The sequence below is a fragment of the Mesorhizobium sp. LEGMi-168a genome (genome assembly GCF_058312955.1).
Window position 1 is genome coordinate 15056 of sequence record NZ_JBZEGV010000017.1, and the last position, 17174, is coordinate 32229.

Genomic DNA, 17174 nt, shown 5'->3' on the forward strand with positions numbered 1-17174 from the left:
ACAGGCCGGCCGTCTATCCCTGTTCCTGCATGCGCCGCGCGATCGCGCGGTGAAGGTCGGGCGCAGCCGCGACCAGCGCCTGTGCCGCTTCCGAGCGCGGATTGTCGAGTACCTCGGCGGTGCTGCCGCGCTCGACGATCTTGCCCTCATGCATGACCAGCACCTCGTCCGACATGGCGCGGGCGACCGTCAGGTCGTGGGTGATGAAGAGATAGGCGATGCCGAGCTTCTGGTTGAGCTCGGCGAAAAGGTCGAGGATCTGGGCGCGGATCGAGACATCCAGCGCCGAAACCGGCTCGTCGGCCACCACCAGTTTTGGCCGCGTGATGATGGCGCGGGCGATCGACAGGCGCTGGCGCTGGCCGCCCGAGAACTCATGGGGATACTTGTCCATGTCGCGCGGGCCGAGCCCGACCTCGTGCAGCGCCTGCGCGACCATCTCGCGCCGCTCGACCCTGGACGTCTGCTTCTCCAGAAGGTGCAGCGGCTCGGCCACCAGCTTCTCGACCTTCTGGCGCGGGTCGAAGGAGCCGTAAGGGTCCTGGAACACCACCTGCATGTCACGCCGGGCCGGCCTCAGCTCCGCTTCCGCCTTGCCGGTAATGGTCTCGCCGCGGAACCGGATCGCGCCCGCCGTCGGTCTGTCCAGCGCCAGGATCATACGGGCAAGGGTGGACTTGCCGCAGCCCGAGCGACCGACGAGCGCTACCGACTGGGCGGGCTCGATGGTCAGCGAGACATCGTCGACGGCGCGGATCGGCTCCGCCGGCCGGAACAAGGATTTGCGTCGGCCCGGATAATCCCGGCTGACACCTTCGATTTCGAGCAGCGGCCTTGCCGAGCCGGCAATATGGGTCTTCGGCCGCGCCGGCACATGCATCGAAGCAAGCGCCAGCTCGCGCGTGTAGGGATGTTGCTGCTCCGACAGTGTGCGGGCGGTATTGCCGGCTTCCATCACTTCGCCTCGGCGCAGGATGGTCAGACGATCGGCCATCTCGGTCACCACCGCGAGGTCGTGTGAGATGAGCAGCAGGCCCATGCGGTTTTCGCTGACCAGATCACGCAGCAGGTCGAGGATCTGCGCCTGCAGCACCACATCGAGCGCCGTCGTCGGCTCGTCGGCGATCAAGAGTTTTGGCTTCAGCGCGCAGGCGATCGCGATGATCACCCGCTGGCGCTGGCCGCCTGACAGTTCGTGCGGGTAGCGCGACAGCGGGAACTTCGCTTCTGGCAGGCCGACGCGGTCGAGTATTTTACGCGCACGCTCCTCGGCCTCGGCGCGGCTTGCCTTGGTGTGCCAGCGAATGCCTTCAGCCACCTGCTCGCCAATCGTCTTGACCGGATTGAGCGCCGTCATCGGCTCCTGGAAGACCATGCCGATGTCGTCGCCGCGCAGCGCGCACATCTGATCCTCCGTCGCGCCCAGGATGTCAATGCCGTCAAAGATGACGCGTCCGCCGGTGCGCGCCAGATGCGGCAGCAGCCGCATGACGGTCAGCGCGGTCATAGACTTGCCGGAGCCGGATTCGCCTACAAGGCCGACCACTTCGCCGGGTGCGATCGTAAGGTCGACGTCTTTGAGGATCGGCGTCTCGCCGATCGTCAGCGACAGGTTCTCGATATGGAGCAGGCTCATCGCTGCCGCCGCGATTTCGGATCGAGGATGTCGGCGATGCCGTCGCCGAGCAGGTTCAGCCCAAGCACGGTGACGACGATCGCCATGCCGGGAAAGATCGCCATCCAGGGCGCGGTCACCATGCGCGTCTGCGCGTCGAACAGCATGCGGCCCCAGCTCGGCATCGGCGGCTGCGCGCCCAAGCCAACGTAAGAAAGGCCGGCTTCGGCCAGGATGCCGAGCGCAAACTGGATGGTGCCCTGGACGAGCAGCAGCGTCGCGATGTTGGGCAGGATGTGCTCGATGGTGATCTCAGTCATGCCCTTGCCGGCGGCGCGCGCGGCGAGGATGAACTCGCGCGGCCAGATCGCCAGCGCGCCGGCGCGGGCAACGCGCGCGAAGACCGGAATGTTGAAGATGCCGATGGCGATGATGGCGTTGACGGCGCCGGGACCGAAGATGGCGGTAATCATGATCGCCGAGAGCAGCGCCGGGAAGGCGAAGACGAGATCGTTGATGCGCATCAGCGCCTCGTCGGCAAGGCCGCCGCGCGCCGCGGCTAAGGCGCCGAGCGGCACGCCGACACCCATGCCGATGCCAACGGCGACCAGCGCGACGGCGATCGAGTTGCGGGCGCCGACCATGATCATCGACAGGATGTCGCGGCCGAAGTGATCGGTGCCGAACCAGTGCGCCGGCGAGGGCGCCTGCGTTTTGTCGGCGATCACCAGCTTGGTGACGTCATAGGGCGTCCAGAGGAAGGAAAGCAGCGCGACGGCGGCCACCAGCAGCGTGATGACAAAGCCGATCAGGAACGAGCGGTTGCCGAAGGCCTTGGCCAGGACCCCGCCAAGCGTTTCCTCGGGCAGGTCGATGCGCATGGTCATTGCCGCCCCCTCAGGCGCGGATCGACGATCGCATAGGAGAAGTCGACAAGCAGGGTCACGGCGATCACGGCGGCGACCAGGAGCATCACCACGCTCTCCACGACGATCAGGTCGCGCTGGGTGATGGCCTGGAACACCAGCCGGCCGAGCCCCGGCAGATAGAAGACATTCTCGATGATGATGGTGCCGGCAAGCAGGAAAGCGAATTGCAGGCCGAGGATGGTGAGCACCGGGATCATGGCGTTGCGCAGCGCGTGGCGCCAGAGCACGGCGCGGTAGGGCAGGCCCTTGGCGCGGGCGGTGCGGATATAGTCTTCGTTCAGCACCTCGATCAGCGCCGAGCGGGCTACGCGCGCCAGGATCGCGGCTTGCGGCAACGCCAGCGCGACCGCCGGCAGCAGCAGCGACTTGACCGCCGGCCAGACACCGGCGCTCCAGCCGGGAAAGCCGCCGGCCGGCACCAGCCGCAGCCAGACGGCGAAGAGATAGATCAGCATCAGCGCGAACCAGAAGTTCGGCACGGCGACGCCGAGCTGGGCGGCGCCCATGGCAAGCGTGTCGCCGGCCCGGCCTTGCCGGCCGGCGGAAAAAAGGCCGACCGGAATGGCGATGATTGTCGAGAGCGCCAGCGCGATCAGCGCCAGCGGCAGGGAAACGACGACGCGTTCGCGCACAAGATCGATGACGGGAACCGAATAGGTGTATGAGCGGCCGAAATCGAGGCTGAGCAACCCGCCGGCCCAGTGCAGATAGCGCAGGACAAGCGGCGCGTTGAGCCCCATCTGGTTGCGCAGCAGCTCGACCTGGTCGGCGCTGGCGTTGAAGCCCAGCATCAGGCGCGCCGGATCTCCGGGCAGGATCTCCATCACCGCGAAAACCACCATCGAGGCCAGCACCAGCGTGATGGCCGCGATGATGAGGCGTTTGAGGAGGTAAGCGGTCATGGGAGGCGCGGATTGCCCAGTGCGACGACAGGGCAAACGTCGCGTTCCCGCCCACCCCCCTCTGGCCTGCCGGCCATGTCCCCCGCAAGGGGGGAGATTGAGCTCTCATTTGCGCTTTCGCTAATCGCCGACGTTGAATGGGCGTCGGCGGCGCGGAAACTACCGATCTCCCCCCTTGCGGGGGAGATGCCCGGCAGGGCAGAGGGGGGTGTGACGGAGCGCAAGGTTCGCCTTTGGCCGGGGCTCAATCCGTCCACTTTACCTTGGTCAGATCATTGGCCTGGATCGGCGCATTCTCCCACAGGCCCTGCAGCTTGGCGTCCCAGACGCCGACCTTCGGCAGCTCGTAGAGGAAACCGACGACGGCATCGTCGGCAAGGATCTTTTGCGCTTCGCCGAGCAGTTCCTTTCGCTTCGCTTCGTCCGAGGTAAGGTTGAGATCGGCGATGATCTTGTCGAAGGTCGGGTTGTCGTAATTGAAGTAATAGTCCTTGCGCGAATAGATATCGATATCGTTGGGCTCGGTGTGGGAGACGATGGTGAGGTCATAGTCCTTCTTGGTGAATACCTGGTCCAGCCACTGTGCCCATTCGACCGGGATGATCTCAAGATCGATGCCGACATCGCGCAGTTCGGACGCGATGATCTCGCCGCCGAGTCGCGCATAGGAAGGCGGCGGCAGCTTCAACGTTGCCTTGAAGCCGTTTTCGAGGCCGGCCTCCTTCAGCAGTTCCTTGGCTTTGTCGACATTGTGCGGATAGAGGCCGGTGAGATCCACGTAGTCCTTGTTGGCGGGCGACATATGCGAGCCGATCGGCACGCCGAGGCCGGCCGAAGCGCCGTCGATAATCGCCTTGCGGTCGAGCGCATAGGAGATCGCCTGGCGCACTTGCAGCTTGTCGAAGGGCGGCTTCTTGTTGTTGATCGACAGGATGGTCTCACCCTCGGTCGAGCCGATCACCACATGGAAACGCGGGTCGTCCTTGACCTGGGAGACGCTGTCGGGATCGAAGAAGGGGAAGGCCTGGATGTCGCCGGAAAGCAGCGCCGGCACGGCGGCGGCGGCGTCCGGTACGATGCGGAACTCCACCTTGTCGAGGAACACCGGCGCGCCCCAGTAATTGTCGGCCTTCACCAGCGTGATCGACGAGCCCTTGGCCCAGCTCTGGAACTTGAAGGGGCCGGTGCCGATCGGCTTTTCCTTGTTGGTGTCGGCGGATTTCGGCGAGACGATCACCGCGTCGCCCCAGCCCATATTGTAGGGGAAGGAGCCTTGCGGGTTCTTCAGCGTCACCTTGACGGTGGCCGGGTCGACGACGTCGACCTTGTCGATCTGCGCGAATAGGCCCTTTTGCGCATTGACCGAATTGTCGGCGCGGGCGCGGTCGAGCGAGAACTTCACGTCGTCGGCGCTGAAATCGCTGCCATCGTGGAATTTCACGCCGGTGTGCAGCTTGAAGGTGTAGGTCTTGCCGTCATCCGAGATGGTCCAGCTCTCGGCGAGGTCGGGCAGCACTTCGCCGTTCGGCCCGATGCGGGTGAGGCCTTCGAAGACATTGGCGTAGAGCACTTCATCGATCGCCGCGGCGGCGCCCGCGGTCGGATCGAGATGCGGGGGTTCGAGCGGAATGCCGATGACGAGATCGGTGCGCGCGGCAAATGCCGACGTGGCGGCGGCGAATGACAGCACGGCCGCGGCCAGAATGGTCTTCCACAATTTCATCGCTGAACTCCCATGAGCTGAGATTTGCGCAAACCCGGCGGATAGAAGCGTGATTTGGCCAATGAGTAAATTGCGTTTCGTGCTGTCGGGCAGCGCCAGGGGAAATGTTTTTCCGGATCAGCCGGTCGTGCCGCGCAGCAGCACGTTGAGGCCGATCGCCATCACCTTGGCCGATTCCACCATGTCGGCGATGCCGACCCATTCGTCCGGCCGATGAGCAAGGTCGAGAATGCCGGGGCCATAGGCGATGCAGTCGTAGATGTGGCCGATGCGGGCGACGTGCTTCTGGTCATAGGTGCCGGGCGAGATCACGTAGTCCGGCTCGCGCTCGAACACCTCCATGATCCCCTTTGCGACAGCCTTCACCACCGGCGCGTCGCGCTCGGTCATCAGCGGCAGAACTTCCATCAGGTCGCGGATTTCGTAGTCGAACTTCTTCCGCTCGCGCTTCAGCCGTTCGAGGATGCCCGTGACTTCGCCCTTGACGGTGGCGAGGTCTTCCTCGAGCAGGAAGCGGCGGTCGATGGTCAGCCGGCAGGAATCGGGAACGTTGGGCGAGGGCAATCCCGGCCGGAAATCCTCGGTCTGGCCGCCATGAACGGAATTGATGTTCATGGTCGAGCGCCGGGCGCCCTCGGGCACCACCGGCATGCGCGTCACCTTGCGGTCGAGCGCCGGGAAGAGCTCGTCCTCGAAAGCCTGCAGGACGGCGCCCATATGGCGCACCGCATTGTCGCCGAGGAACGGCATCGAGCCATGCGCGATCTCGCCCTTGGTTTCGATCTCGGCCCACCAGACGCCGCGATGGCCAAGGCAGATGCGGTCCTTGTTCAGCGGCTCCGGAATGATGACGTGGTCGACCTTCGGCTTCGAGAAATAGCCGAGCTTGGCCAGATGGGCGACACCGCCGAAGCCGCCGGTCTCCTCGTCGACCGTGCCCGAGATCTCGATGGCGCCGGGAAAGTTGGGATAGACCTCCATGAAAGCTTCCGCGGCGATGACCGAGGCGGCGAGCCCGCCCTTCATGTCGCAGGCGCCGCGGCCATAGACCCTGCCGTCCTTCACTAGGCCGGCGAAGGGGTCGACCGTCCAGCCTTCCCCGGCCTCGACCACGTCGATATGCGAGTTGAAATGCACACAGGCCCCGGGCGAGTGGCCGTTGAGCCGGGCGACGATGTTGACGCGCGGGTAGCGATCGGTGTCGCCGGGCGTGCCTTCGGCGCGGATGAACTCGGTCTCGAAGCCGAGCTTCCTCAATCGCGCACCAAGATATTCGGCGCATGGCCGGTATGCCTCGCCGGGCGGATTGACGGTCGGAAAGCGGATCAGGTCGGCGGTCAGCGCGACCAGGTCGTCGACCCGATCATCGATGGCCTTGAGGAGTCGTTCATTCATGCGGCGGATTGAAGGAGGAACTCGGTGCTTTTGCAAGCAGCCAGTCGCTCATTGCCACACAACGGTCGCGTATGGCCCAAGACCAGCTAAACCTTCGGGCGTGCGTGTCGCGCCGGCAACTATGGCGGGAAAATCGTTCAAATTCGCTGTATCGGATTGGCGGTTTCGTCAACGAGTGTGTGGTACTTAACGCACCTGCCGGCAAAATGATGGAAAAACAACCACGTGATGGCAGGGGGCAATCGAAGGGGTTTGATCACATGAAAAAGTCCGTTCTCATGGCAGCCGCGCTGGTAACCGCGCTGCTCAGCACATCGCTTGCGGGCCGGGCGGCTACGCTTGTGGCTAATATCGACGTTTCCACCCAGACGATGACTGTCAGCAAATATGGCCAGGTGCTGTACCGCTGGAATGTGTCGACCGCGCGCAAGGGCTACTTCACGCCGCGCGGCAGCTACCGGCCGCAATGGACCGCCCGGATGTGGTATTCGCGCAAATACGAGATGTCGCCGATGCCCTATTCGGTGTTTTTCCGCGGCGGCTACGCCATCCATGGCACCGGCGCGGTGAGATATCTCGGGCGTCCGGCCTCGCATGGCTGCGTGCGCCTGCACACGGCCAATGCCGCGACTTTCTATTCGATGGTCAAGGAAGTCGGCTTCGGCAACACGCGGATCGTTGTCACCGACTGAAACGGCCGGAAAAGGGTCGCTGATGGCCGCAGGCGGCAATTGCTGCCTGCGGCCAGTCCTTTCAGGGCGTTGCAGCAATGTTTCACATGCTTCGAAAAACAACGACTTACGCTGTCAATGGTTTTGCGGAAGCTGGTTTGCTTGACGCGGCGGTGGTAAACACGAAGCGTTAATTCTGGCTGCTTGGGGATTATGATGTATCGATTTCTTTTGAGCGCCGCGGTCGCGGCGACGGCGACTTCGGCTTTCGCTGCGGACACTCCGGTTGTTCTGGACCAGGAACTCACCCAGCCGCATATATCAGGTTATGGGGAAGTCTATCTCGGCGGGCTCTATTTCGCGACCCCCGGGGACGACGCAGATGGCACGACCGCGGGGGGCGCTCTTCGGGTCAATTTTCCGATCGACGCCCGCTGGAACATCCAGACCGACGCGGTGATCGATTCGCTCTGGATCGAAGGCACGAATATCTACGGCTACGGCGGCGCCATCCATGGCTACTGGCGCGATCCAAGCAGCTATGCGCTGGGTGGATTTGCGACGATCACCGGATATGGCGGCGACGAGTTTATTAGCGATGCGGATCTGTACACCTTCACGGTCGGCCCCGAAGCGCAGGCCTACTTCGGTAATGTGACGCTCTACGGCCAAGTCTACTACGGCCAGTTGCGGGCAAGCGGCGAGTCCGAGCATCTCGACAATTGGGGCGGCCGTGGTGTGGTGCGCTTCTTTGCTCAGGATGATCTTCGATTTGACGGCGAACTTGGCTTTTCGAGACTCTCGACGAGCGGTGTGCACTTCGATACGGTTAGCGCGGCACTCCAGGCCACCTATAGGTTTTCAGGCACGCCGTGGTCCGCATTCGGACGTTACCAGCTGGATCACGTGACCTTCTCCGAAGCGTCGGGTAGCGTAAACATCCACAAATATGTGATCGGGCTGCGGGCAAGCTTCGGTTCGGATACGCTGCTCTCCGAAGACCGCAACGGCGCTACCATGGATACGTATCGACCCAACTTTACGGTGCCGTTTCTCTAGGATTGTTCAGCCAGCTCAGGTCGCCTGAAATCAGGGCCGCGAAGAGCGATCTTCGCGGCTTTTCCTTGCGCAGACACCGGCATTCTTGCGGCTGAGTTGATCGAACCGGAGATCGGCGTTGAGCGATTTTCGAGATACGGCCCGAAGGCTTAGCTGACCTCTTTGGCCCGCCCGCGCTTGCGCCGTCGGCCGCTCATCTCCCAGCGCTTGTGGAACCACATCCACTGTCCGGGATCCTCGCGCACCCAGCGTTCGACGACGTCGGCGAGCAACTGGGTGGTGGCGTGGACATCGATGTTGCCGCCTTCGGTGCGCGGCAGGGTCAGCTTGTCTTCGATCTCGAGGCGGAACCGGTTTCCCGGCAGCCTGACGCAGCGCGCCGGGTAGACGTCGCAGTCATAGTGGCGGGCGAGCATGCCCAGTACGGGGTTGCTCTGGCAGGGGCGGCCGAAGAAGGTCGTCTCGACGCCGTTGGTGAACTTCTGGTCGACCAGCACGCCGATATTGCCGCCGTTCTCCAGGATGGCGGCAAGGGCAAATGATGCGCCGGTCGAGGAGGGCAGCAGGCCCCCCATCGTCGAGCGGCGCGTCGAGTGGATGTAGTCGGCGAGGTAAGGATTGTTCGGCGGGCGGAACAGCGCCGTGATGTTCATGCCGAAAGTGGCGGCAGCGACCGGCAGCAGCTCGAAATTGCCGAGATGGCCGGTGAACAGGATATGCGGCTTCTTCTCGCCGGCGATCTCGACGAAATGCTCGATGCCGCGGACTTCGACCCGACCGGGCTTGGTCGCGTTCGGGTCGAAATCGAAGAGGGCGTCAAGGAAGATGTATTCGGCCGCCAGCCGGGCCATATTGCCCCACATATCGGAAGCGATGGCCTCGATCTCGGCATCGTTCTTTTCCGGATAGGCGAGACGCAGATTGTTCACGGCCACCCGATGCCGTCCGACCATCGGACCGATGCGGCGGGCGACGCGGTCGGCGAAGTTGAGCGCCCTGTCCGGCGGCAAAAGGCGCAGGAGCCAGATCATCGCCATGGCAAGCCGCGCGACCAGCCAGTGCTCCATCTGGCGCAGCCGCCGGCCATAGCGGAACATGAAGTCCCGGCGGGCTTTCTTGAGCACCTTGCCGACCATTTTTAAACGCGCAGGATGATCTTGCCGAAGACGTCGCGGCCTTCCATGCGCTTCAGCGCTGCATCGATGTCGTCGAAGCCGACTTCGGTGTCGATGACCGGAGCAACGAGGCCGGCCGCCATCTTCTGCATGGCATTGGCCATGTTCTCCATGCGGCAGCCGAAGGAGCCGAGCAGCTTCAGCTGCTGCTGGAAAAGCTGCATCAGGTTGACCTGCGTCGACACGCCGGACGTCGAGCCGCAGGTGACGAGGCGGCCGCCGCGCTTCAAGGACAGCATCGAGCCGGCGAAAGTGTCGGCGCCGACATGCTCGAAGACGACGTCGACGCCCTTCTTCTTCGTCAGCTTGCGCACGACACCTTCGAAACGGTCCTCGCGGTAGTTGATGACATGGTCGGCGCCAAGCGCCTTCGCCTTGTCGATCTTGTCGTTCGAGCCGACGGTGGTGATGACCGTGCAACCCATGCGCTTCGCCAGCTGGATCGCGGCGGTGCCGATGCCGGAGCCGCCGGCATGGACGAGAATGGTCTCGCCGGGCTCGAGCTTCGCGTTGTCGAACAGCATGTGCTCGACCGTGCCGAAGGTGACGGGGGCGACCGCGGCGCCGATCTCGGTGACGCCGGGCGGCGCGGGCACCAGGAGGCGAGCCGGCAGGTTGATCTTTTCCTGCGCGAAGCCGTCGAGGTGGAAGCCGTGGACGCCGGAAACATGCTCGCAGAGATTGTCACGGCCTTCGCGGCAGGCGCGGCAAAGCCCGCAGGTGCGCGCGCCATAGATCGACACCAATTGCCCGGGCAGGAGATTGGAAACGCCTGGTCCGACCGCCTCGACCTCGCCGGAAGCTTCGGCGCCGACGACCAGCGGCAGCTTGCGCTTGGCGAAGGCCATGCCACGCCAGCCCCAGACGTCGATATGGTTGAGCGCCACCGCCTTGATGCGGAGCGTCACTTCGCCGAGCGAAGGCGGCGGGGGAGGCGGCAGGTCCACCGTTTCAAGGCGGCGGTCCTCGATAAGTTGCAATGCGCGCATTTGGCCTGTCGGTGCTGTGGAGGCGGAAAAAATCCGCTTAGACCGGTTCCCGCGCCATGACAAGGCAGGTGTTCTGGCCGCCGAAGCCGAAGGAGTTCGACAGAACCGTGCCGACTTCGGCATTGCGCTTCTTGTTCGGCACCACATCGAGCACGATCGCCGGATCGGGATTGTCGTAATTGATCGTCGGCGGAATGACGCTTTCGCGCATCGTCATCAGCGAGAACGCGGCCTCGACCGCGCCTGCGGCCGACAGCGTGTGGCCGATCATCGACTTGTTGGAAGAGATCGGCATCGAGCCGATCCGTTCGCCGAAGACGGTCGACAGCGACAGATGCTCCATCTTGTCGTTTTCCGGCGTCGAGGTGCCGTGCGCGTTGACGTAGTCGATCTCGTCCTCGCTGAGGCCCGCATCGGCAAGCGCGGCTCGCACCGCGGCGATCGCGGGCGAGCCATCGGGCTTGGAGCGGGTGCGGTGGAAATCGTCGGCCTTTTCGCCGCAACCGCGCATGATGCCGAGGATGGTCGCGCCGCGCGCAAGTGCCGCTTCCAGCGATTCCAGCACCAGCGCGCCGGAACCTTCGGCCAGCACGAAGCCGTCGCGGTCCTTGGAGAAGGGTTTTGACGCTTTTTCCGGAATGTCGTTGTGGGTGGAAAGCGCCGAAAGCAGCGAGAAGCGGATCAGCGCCTCGGCCGTGGCCGACCCGTCGGCGCCGATCGACAGCGCCTTGTCGCATTCGCCGCGACGGATCGCCTCGACGCCGAGCTGGATGGCGGTGGCGCCGGAAGCGCATGCGGTCGACAGCGTGATCGGCAGACCGCGCGTGCCGAAGCGGTCGGCAAGACGATCGGCGATCGAGCCGAACTGGGTGGTCTCGAAAACATCGAGCTCCTTCAGCCCACGCGCCACCCTCAGCAGCCGTTCGGAACCGCTTTCCTGCTTGTCGGAATTGTAGAGCGAGAAGCGGTCGGCCCAGTCGAGCTCGACCGGCGGCGAAGCAAGGAACAGCGGTCCGCCGAAATCGCCGCTATCGAGGCCTGCCTCCGACACAGCTTCCTGGGCCGCGGTCTCGGCCAGTTCGTAGGTGAGGGGGCTCGCACCCTTGGAGCTCGACGGCAGAAAGTCGACCATGCCGGAGATGCGGGTGTTGAGGTGATCGACGGGAAAGCGGGTGATCGGATGGATGCCGGACTTGCCCGAGGTCAGCGCCGCCCAGTTGTCGGCCTTGCCGACGCCCAGCGACGTCACCACACCGATGCCGGTCACGGCGACGATCGGCCTGCCCATGTGATCGCGGAGATTGGCCATGCTTCTTGTTTGCCTTCGCTCTAAGCGGCTTTGATCAGCCCAAGGCCTTCGAATTGGTGATAGCCGATGGCAGTTGCAAGGACGTTTGCGGGAGCGCCTTCGAATGCTCGCTCCACTGTTGCATCGAAGACAGGATAGCTGGCCTTGCGGTCGACAGCGAGCGCCGCAAGGGCCACGGCAAAGGGGAACTGCGCTTCCTTCATGTGGCCGGTGAGCGTCGAGAAGGCGCGCGCGGCAAGCGCCGGATTTGCGTCGAGCGCTGTCTTCTCGGCCGCGGTTGCGGCGTGGGCGCCCGAGGCACCGGAAATCGTCAGCAACGCACCATCGGGCAGCGCCGCCTGCTTCAGCAGCGCGGCGATTTCGGCATTCAGCTCGCCACGCCGGCGCCTGGCCCGGCCGGATATGACCGAGCCAAGTTCAGCGTAGATCTTACGCCCGCGGCTCTGTGCGTGCTCGCGCTGTTCGAGCACCAGGAAGGCGCCGCCGGAGCCGGTCACCACCCCGCCGCCGTCAGAGCCCTGCCGTTGCCACACCGGCTTCCAGGAGCCGCGATGCAGATAGCCGGCGAGCTCGTAGCCGAGCAGCATGTCGGAATGTTCGGTCTGGAAGGCGCCGCCGACCAGCACATGCGTCGACTGGCCGGAGCGGATGCGCGCGGCCGCCGTTTCGACCGCCGAAACGCCGGCGCCTTCCTCGCCCATGAAGGTGCGGGACGAGCCGGTGACCTTATGCACGATGGAGATATTGCCGGCGAGCAGGTTGGAGAGCTGGGCGAGGAACAGCGTCGGCCGCAATTCCGTGGTCAGCTTCTCGTTGAGCAGCACGTCGCGGTCGTTGCGGGCCTCGGAGGCCGCGAGGATCGCGGTGTCGACAGCCTCGTCGCGCTCACCGCCACCGGCCGCCACCACCATGTCCATGGTCGCGCAGAGCTCGTCATTGCCCTTGATGCCGGCGTCGTCTAGCGCAAGCCCGGCAACATAGGTGCCGAGCCGCTGCCAGGTCTCCATCTGGCGCTGGTCGCCGCGCTTGGCGATCTGCAGGTTCCAGTCGATCTCGGGCAGGGGATGGATGGTGTAGGGCGCAAAGCGCGTGGCCTCGAGCACCGGCTCAAGGCCCGGCTGGGTGAGCTTCTGCCAATGCGCATCCGGACCCTCTCCCAGTGAAGAGACAAGGCCGATGCCGGTGATGACGACGTCGTGGGAACTCATGGGCAGCTGTTGTGGGTCAGGTTGCTTTCGATTTTGCGCATGATCCGAAAATCGTAGCCGATTTTCGGGATCACGCGCTGGGCACGTCAAGACCGCGCCCAAGCCGCTCAGGCGGCCTTGGCCGCGACCAGCGCGTCGATCTTGGCGCACAGGTTCTTCATGACGAAGTAGTCGTCGGTCGAGGCCTTGCCGTCATTGACCTCCTGCGTCCACTTCTCCAGCGGCACCTTGATGCCGAATTCCTTGTCGATGGCAAAGACGATGTCGAGGAAATCGAGGCTGTCGATGCCGAGATCGTCGATGGTGTGGCTTTCGGGCGTGATGGTGTCGATATCGATCTCGCTGGTGTCGGCAATGATCTTGGCGACTTTCTCGAATGTGCTGGACAAGGGCTCTTCCTTCGGTTGCGGGCGGAATCTGTCCGCATCTTTGTTCGGGCGCTGTCTAATCGGTTTTTCCGGGCAGGAAAAGGCCTGATACGCCGGGCGCAGATGGGATGCCGGCCTTCGAAACGCAAGAAGGGCCGCCGGATGACCCGGAGGCCCTTCCCATTGCCGTTGCGTCAGCTCAGCTGTCGCGGAGCTTGACCAGGTCGTTCAGCAGCCCGCCCATTCCGTTGTGGACGGTGAGCTGCTCGACCTTGCCGGCGATGGCTTCGAGAGCTTCGAGCTCCTTCAGCCGCAGCATCACCGGGTTCTCGGCCATCACCTTGGCCGTGTTGAGCAGCGAACGCGTGGCGTTCGTCTCCTCGCGACGGCGGATGACGTTGGCCTCGGCCTGCTTCTCGGCCGAAACCACCTGGTTGAGGATCTCGCGCATCTCGCCCGGCAGGATGACATCCTTGAGCGCGATATCGCTGACCTCGAGGCCGATCGCGGCCATGTCGGCACGCACCTTGGCCGCCGCCTCCTCGTCGACCGTCATCTTCTTGTCGAGGATCTGGTCGAGCGTGAGCGCGCCCAGCGTCTTGCGGAAGGCGTACTGCAGGGCGCGATAGAGGGCTTCCGCGAAGTCCTTCACCGTGCTCACAGCCGTCACCGGATCAACGACCCGGTATTCGGCGGCGATGTTGACGCGGATCGTCACGCGATCCTTCGTCAGCATTTCCTGCCCGGCGACATCGAGCGACTGGCGCTTGAGGTCGACGACCTTCACCTGGACCATGCGCCCGACATTCCAGAAGGCGTGCACACCCGCGGCAAGCGTGCGGACGTAGACGCCGTCCACGAACAGCAGCCCGACCTGGCCGTCCACGACCGGATGGAGGAACACGTGTTCCGTCTTCCGGGCCTGGCCGATCCGGCGCATCAAGGCCGGATCGACGGCCAGATCTGCCGCCGTGTCGACGGACGTCACCTTCCACGGGCCGGCATCCGTCCACAGCACAAGCTTGCGATCCGGAGTGAGCACGGCATGCAAGGCGCCATCGCGCTCGATCACGGCAACATCGGTGCGCCCGGTGCGAACGACGGTGAAGTGACGCGCGGCCACGTCCGGGAGCTTGTCGAACAACGCCTTCTCGTAAGCCGAAACGAATTCCGGGTTCTTCAGGTCGTGCCTGGAGATTTCCAGGTTGCCGCGCCGGTTGACGAGCCAATGTTCGCCCGGCATCAGGACAGCCTGGATCTCGCCCTTGTAGAGGGCGACGGCACGTTCATTTTCCTTCACGAGGACGCGCTGGCGTCCAAGAAGCTTTTCGAGAATGGTCTTCATTGTCTTTACTCCTGTCGGGCATGGCCCCATGCGAGGCGTCACGTCATGCGTCGAAGCGTCCTTTCGTTTCTCGTTTCCTTTTCCCGGCACGAATGATCCGGAGACCGGTGACATCGCCAAGCGACGGGCCTTCGGGAGCGGATCGCGGGGCGGCGAAGCGGACGCTGGACCCGAAGGCTCCTTTGCCGGCATCGCCGCGCCTTGATCGTCACCGCGTGCCTGGCCGCGAGCCAATGGCGCAGGACATCGCGGGCCGGCGAGGCCGAAGCCTTGCCGTCCGTGAAATCCTCGCATTCCGGTCCCCGGACCGATTTTTCGAATAACACCGTGCAGGGTGTTGGCTTTCGAGGCCAATGGAGAAGGATTCGAACCTTCGACCGTCAGATTATGAGTCTGATGCTCTACCCAACCTGAGCTATCCGTGGTGCTGATGAAGGGACTCGAACCCCTGACCTCCGGACCCAAATCCGGCGCTCTCCCCCTGAGCTACATCCGCAATCCCAATCCCCGAAACGGCGCCGTACACAGCGCGGCAAAGCCGCCTGCGCGGGCGGAGACAAAAGCTCCAACCGTTGTGCTCATTTCGGTTTTCGTGACCGGGAGCGCGCCTATAGACCCTGCGACGGGTTGTCGCAAGCGGGATTGTCGCGGCGGATTTGCGGCTTCTTCCGACTGTAGCATTTCAGCCACAGCACCGAGTAGCGCAGGCCGGTGGCATCAGAAGGTGACGCGGCCGAGCACCTTGAGGCCGTCACCATCGGGCGCAACCACCACGGCTTCGCCCTCGCGCGGGGCTATGCCGGTCAGCGCGACGATGTTCTCGAGATGGGTGACCATGACCAGATTATCGGAGCCGGAAAAGTCGCGGACTTCCTTCATGATGGCTGCGAGCTGGGCAGCCTTCCCCGCCGGGTCGGTCTTGAGCAGATCGAGCGGAGCGAACGGTTCCGGCTCAGCCTCGAAAGCTATGCGGGCGGTGTCGAGGCAGCGGCAGTAGCGGCTGGAAAGCACCCGTTCGATGGGTGCAGCGCGTGCCGCGAACAAGGCACCGATCCGGCTCGCCTGCTGCTGGCCGCGAGCCGAAAGGTTCAACTGCGTCGGGCATTTGGCGATGTCGAAATTCGCCGGGTCGGTCGTCCCGGTGACGAAGGCGTGGCGAAGCAGCACGATGTGACCGCCATCGCGTAGCAGCGCCCAGCCCGCGTCGGTCGCGTGGGCGAGGGTCGGAGCAGCAACCAGGAAAAGCGCCAGGGCAAGTCGCAGCATGAGAAGTCCCTATGGCGGCCCGAGAACCGGGGCCATGACTGGCATATAGGGACCGCAAAGCGGGCTGAAAAACAAGCAGAGGACCGGCGGAGTGAGCGGCAAGCGGTTCCGCTGGCCGATTGCACCGCGATCGGGGCTCGCCTATCACGGGAAAAATGTCTCCGCCCCAAAAATGACTCCGCTCGTCGCAACCGTCCTCTTCGTCTTCAGTCTCGTCGCGCTCGGCTATCTCGCCGGGTTCACCGGCTATCTGAAGCCGGCGAGCGGCGAGGGCATATCCGAATTCGCCGTCAACGTGGCGATGCCGCTGCTTTTGTTCCAGACAATGGTGAAGTCCGATTTCCACGGCGTGGCGCCATGGTCGCTGTGGGGCGCCTATTTCGCTGCGGTGGCCATCACCTGGGCCGCCGGCCATCTGGTCACGACGCGCATCTTCGGCCGCGACGCCCGCGCCGGCATCGTCGGCGGCGTTTCCTCGGCCTATTCCAATGTCGTGCTGCTCGGCGCGCCCTTCATCCTCGGTATTTTCGGGCCGAGCGGCTTCGAGGTGCTGTCGCTGCTGGTCTCGGTCCACTTGCCCATCATGATGATGGCCTCGATCGTGCTGTTCGAGATGTTTGGCCGCAGCAGTGGCGAGCAAGTGCATCCGTTGCGCGTCATCAGGAGTTTTCTGAGGCGGCTGTTCGTCAATCCGCTGATCATCGGCATTCTGGCGGGGCTCGCCTGGCGCCTGACCGGCGCTCCGCTGCCGGAGCTGATCGGGCGGCTCGTCGACGCGCTGGCCGATACCGCGGGGCCAGTGGCGCTGTTTGCGATGGGCCTCAGCCTGCGTCGCTTCGGCATTTCCGGCAACGTCCGGCCGGCGCTCGCACTGTCGGTGCTCAAGCTCTTCCTGATGCCGGCGGTTGTTCTTCTCCTGGTCTGGCTGCTCGGCCTGCCGCCGCTGACGGCAAAGGTGGCAGTGGTCGTTGCCGCGCTGCCATCCGGCATCAATTCCTATCTCATCGCCGTCCAGTTCAACACCGGCCAGGCGCTGGCGTCGAACCAGATGACCATCGCCACGGCGAGCGCTGTGCTCACCACGTCCTTCTGGCTGACGGTGGTCGTCCATATTTTTGGATAGCGGCCAGGGCCGTCACGCTCGCTTTTGCTGGCCCAACCCCTATATGCCATCTTGTGATTGCTTGCCGGGCTTTCCCTAGGTAAGAGCAATGCGCCAG

15 protein-coding genes and 2 tRNA genes are annotated in these 17174 nt (G+C 64.1%); 3 read left to right on the forward strand and 14 right to left on the reverse strand.

Annotated features, from left to right (window positions below):
• Positions 1 to 13 precede the first annotated feature (13 nt).
• The 5 genes from AC4FWB_RS21160 to AC4FWB_RS21180 all read right to left on the reverse strand — a co-directional run bounded on the left by AC4FWB_RS21160 (position 14) and on the right by AC4FWB_RS21180 (position 6564).
• Positions 14 to 1636 (reverse strand): ABC transporter ATP-binding protein, encoded by a 1623-nt coding sequence (locus AC4FWB_RS21160; RefSeq protein WP_491028200.1) that lies wholly within the window; start codon positions 1634 to 1636, stop codon positions 14 to 16.
• Positions 1633 to 2502 (reverse strand): ABC transporter permease, encoded by an 870-nt coding sequence (locus AC4FWB_RS21165; protein WP_491028201.1) that lies wholly within the window; start codon positions 2500 to 2502, stop codon positions 1633 to 1635. The genes AC4FWB_RS21160 and AC4FWB_RS21165 overlap by 4 nt, the downstream gene beginning before the upstream one ends.
• Positions 2499 to 3446 carry an ABC transporter permease gene (locus AC4FWB_RS21170; protein WP_491028202.1) on the reverse strand — a complete coding sequence of 316 codons (948 nt, stop codon included), beginning with the start codon at positions 3444 to 3446 and terminating at the stop codon, positions 2499 to 2501. Before AC4FWB_RS21170 ends, AC4FWB_RS21165 begins: the two co-directional genes overlap by 4 nt.
• Positions 3447 to 3690: 244 nt before the next feature.
• A complete protein-coding gene (locus AC4FWB_RS21175; RefSeq protein WP_491028203.1) occupies positions 3691 to 5169 on the reverse strand; it encodes an ABC transporter substrate-binding protein in 1479 nt (492 codons plus the stop codon).
• Positions 5170 to 5286: 117 nt separating this feature from the next.
• On the reverse strand, positions 5287 to 6564 hold the full coding sequence (locus tag AC4FWB_RS21180; RefSeq protein WP_491028204.1) for an acetylornithine deacetylase/succinyl-diaminopimelate desuccinylase family protein: 1278 nt from the start codon (positions 6562 to 6564) through the stop codon (positions 5287 to 5289).
• 260 nt (positions 6565 to 6824) lie between these two features.
• Between AC4FWB_RS21180 and AC4FWB_RS21185 the strand changes: the two genes are divergently transcribed.
• Together AC4FWB_RS21185 and AC4FWB_RS21190 are read left to right on the forward strand one after the other, a co-directional pair.
• Entirely contained in the window at positions 6825 to 7256 is a 432-nt protein-coding gene (locus AC4FWB_RS21185; protein ID WP_491028205.1) for a L,D-transpeptidase, read from the forward strand.
• Positions 7257 to 7451: 195 nt separating this feature from the next.
• A complete protein-coding gene (locus AC4FWB_RS21190; RefSeq protein WP_491028206.1) occupies positions 7452 to 8294 on the forward strand; it encodes a hypothetical protein in 843 nt (280 codons plus the stop codon).
• 149 nt (positions 8295 to 8443) lie between these two features.
• Here AC4FWB_RS21190 and AC4FWB_RS21195 read toward each other — a convergent pair whose 3' ends face one another.
• The 9 genes from AC4FWB_RS21195 to AC4FWB_RS21235 all read right to left on the reverse strand — a co-directional run bounded on the left by AC4FWB_RS21195 (position 8444) and on the right by AC4FWB_RS21235 (position 15954).
• Positions 8444 to 9430 (reverse strand): lipid A biosynthesis lauroyl acyltransferase, encoded by a 987-nt coding sequence (locus AC4FWB_RS21195; RefSeq protein ID WP_491028207.1) that lies wholly within the window; start codon positions 9428 to 9430, stop codon positions 8444 to 8446.
• A gap of 2 nt (positions 9431 to 9432) precedes the next feature.
• Entirely contained in the window at positions 9433 to 10458 is a 1026-nt protein-coding gene (locus tag AC4FWB_RS21200) for a zinc-binding dehydrogenase (protein ID WP_491028208.1), read from the reverse strand.
• Between the two features lie 37 nt (positions 10459 to 10495).
• On the reverse strand, positions 10496 to 11767 hold the full coding sequence (locus AC4FWB_RS21205) for a beta-ketoacyl-ACP synthase (RefSeq protein ID WP_491028209.1): 1272 nt from the start codon (positions 11765 to 11767) through the stop codon (positions 10496 to 10498).
• 20 nt (positions 11768 to 11787) lie between these two features.
• The gene (locus tag AC4FWB_RS21210; protein WP_491028210.1) at positions 11788 to 12975 is read right to left on the reverse strand and encodes a beta-ketoacyl-ACP synthase; all 1188 of its coding nucleotides are present in this window, start codon (positions 12973 to 12975) and stop codon (positions 11788 to 11790) included.
• A 107-nt stretch (positions 12976 to 13082) separates the two neighbouring features.
• Positions 13083 to 13364: an acyl carrier protein gene (locus AC4FWB_RS21215; RefSeq protein WP_491028211.1), complete on the reverse strand. Its 282-nt coding sequence runs from the start codon at positions 13362 to 13364 to the stop codon at positions 13083 to 13085.
• Between the two features lie 178 nt (positions 13365 to 13542).
• Complete coding sequence (locus AC4FWB_RS21220) at positions 13543 to 14688, reverse strand: slipin family protein (RefSeq protein WP_491028212.1); 1146 nt, start codon at positions 14686 to 14688, stop codon at positions 13543 to 13545.
• A gap of 350 nt (positions 14689 to 15038) precedes the next feature.
• Positions 15039 to 15108: transfer RNA gene (locus AC4FWB_RS21225), tRNA-Met, on the reverse strand.
• Between the two features lie 2 nt (positions 15109 to 15110).
• Positions 15111 to 15184 (reverse strand) — tRNA-OTHER (locus tag AC4FWB_RS21230).
• A gap of 221 nt (positions 15185 to 15405) precedes the next feature.
• Positions 15406 to 15954, reverse strand: coding sequence for a histidine phosphatase family protein (locus AC4FWB_RS21235; protein ID WP_491028213.1), 549 nt, complete (start codon positions 15952 to 15954; stop codon positions 15406 to 15408).
• Positions 15955 to 16126: 172 nt separating this feature from the next.
• Between AC4FWB_RS21235 and AC4FWB_RS21240 the strand changes: the two genes are divergently transcribed.
• Positions 16127 to 17077 carry an AEC family transporter gene (locus AC4FWB_RS21240; protein WP_491028214.1) on the forward strand — a complete coding sequence of 317 codons (951 nt, stop codon included), beginning with the start codon at positions 16127 to 16129 and terminating at the stop codon, positions 17075 to 17077.
• Positions 17078 to 17174 lie beyond the last annotated feature (97 nt).

What these genes read in the sequence shown, in the direction of transcription:
- AC4FWB_RS21180 (WP_491028204.1), bottom strand. Translation starts at nt 6,564, where the DNA reads ATGAATGAACGACTCCTCAAGGCCATCGATGATCGGGTCGACGACCTG.
- AC4FWB_RS21200 (WP_491028208.1), bottom strand. Translation starts at nt 10,458, where the DNA reads ATGCGCGCATTGCAACTTATCGAGGACCGCCGCCTTGAAACGGTGGAC.
- AC4FWB_RS21205 (WP_491028209.1), bottom strand. Translation starts at nt 11,767, where the DNA reads ATGGCCAATCTCCGCGATCACATGGGCAGGCCGATCGTCGCCGTGACC.
- AC4FWB_RS21175 (WP_491028203.1), bottom strand. Translation starts at nt 5,169, where the DNA reads ATGAAATTGTGGAAGACCATTCTGGCCGCGGCCGTGCTGTCATTCGCC.
- AC4FWB_RS21235 (WP_491028213.1), bottom strand. Translation starts at nt 15,954, where the DNA reads ATGCTGCGACTTGCCCTGGCGCTTTTCCTGGTTGCTGCTCCGACCCTC.
- AC4FWB_RS21195 (WP_491028207.1), bottom strand. Translation starts at nt 9,430, where the DNA reads ATGGTCGGCAAGGTGCTCAAGAAAGCCCGCCGGGACTTCATGTTCCGC.
- AC4FWB_RS21185 (WP_491028205.1), top strand. Translation starts at nt 6,825, where the DNA reads ATGAAAAAGTCCGTTCTCATGGCAGCCGCGCTGGTAACCGCGCTGCTC.
- AC4FWB_RS21160 (WP_491028200.1), bottom strand. Translation starts at nt 1,636, where the DNA reads ATGAGCCTGCTCCATATCGAGAACCTGTCGCTGACGATCGGCGAGACG.
- AC4FWB_RS21190 (WP_491028206.1), top strand. Translation starts at nt 7,452, where the DNA reads ATGTATCGATTTCTTTTGAGCGCCGCGGTCGCGGCGACGGCGACTTCG.
- AC4FWB_RS21240 (WP_491028214.1), top strand. Translation starts at nt 16,127, where the DNA reads ATGACTCCGCTCGTCGCAACCGTCCTCTTCGTCTTCAGTCTCGTCGCG.
- AC4FWB_RS21170 (WP_491028202.1), bottom strand. Translation starts at nt 3,446, where the DNA reads ATGACCGCTTACCTCCTCAAACGCCTCATCATCGCGGCCATCACGCTG.
- AC4FWB_RS21165 (WP_491028201.1), bottom strand. Translation starts at nt 2,502, where the DNA reads ATGACCATGCGCATCGACCTGCCCGAGGAAACGCTTGGCGGGGTCCTG.
- AC4FWB_RS21220 (WP_491028212.1), bottom strand. Translation starts at nt 14,688, where the DNA reads ATGAAGACCATTCTCGAAAAGCTTCTTGGACGCCAGCGCGTCCTCGTG.
- AC4FWB_RS21210 (WP_491028210.1), bottom strand. Translation starts at nt 12,975, where the DNA reads ATGAGTTCCCACGACGTCGTCATCACCGGCATCGGCCTTGTCTCTTCA.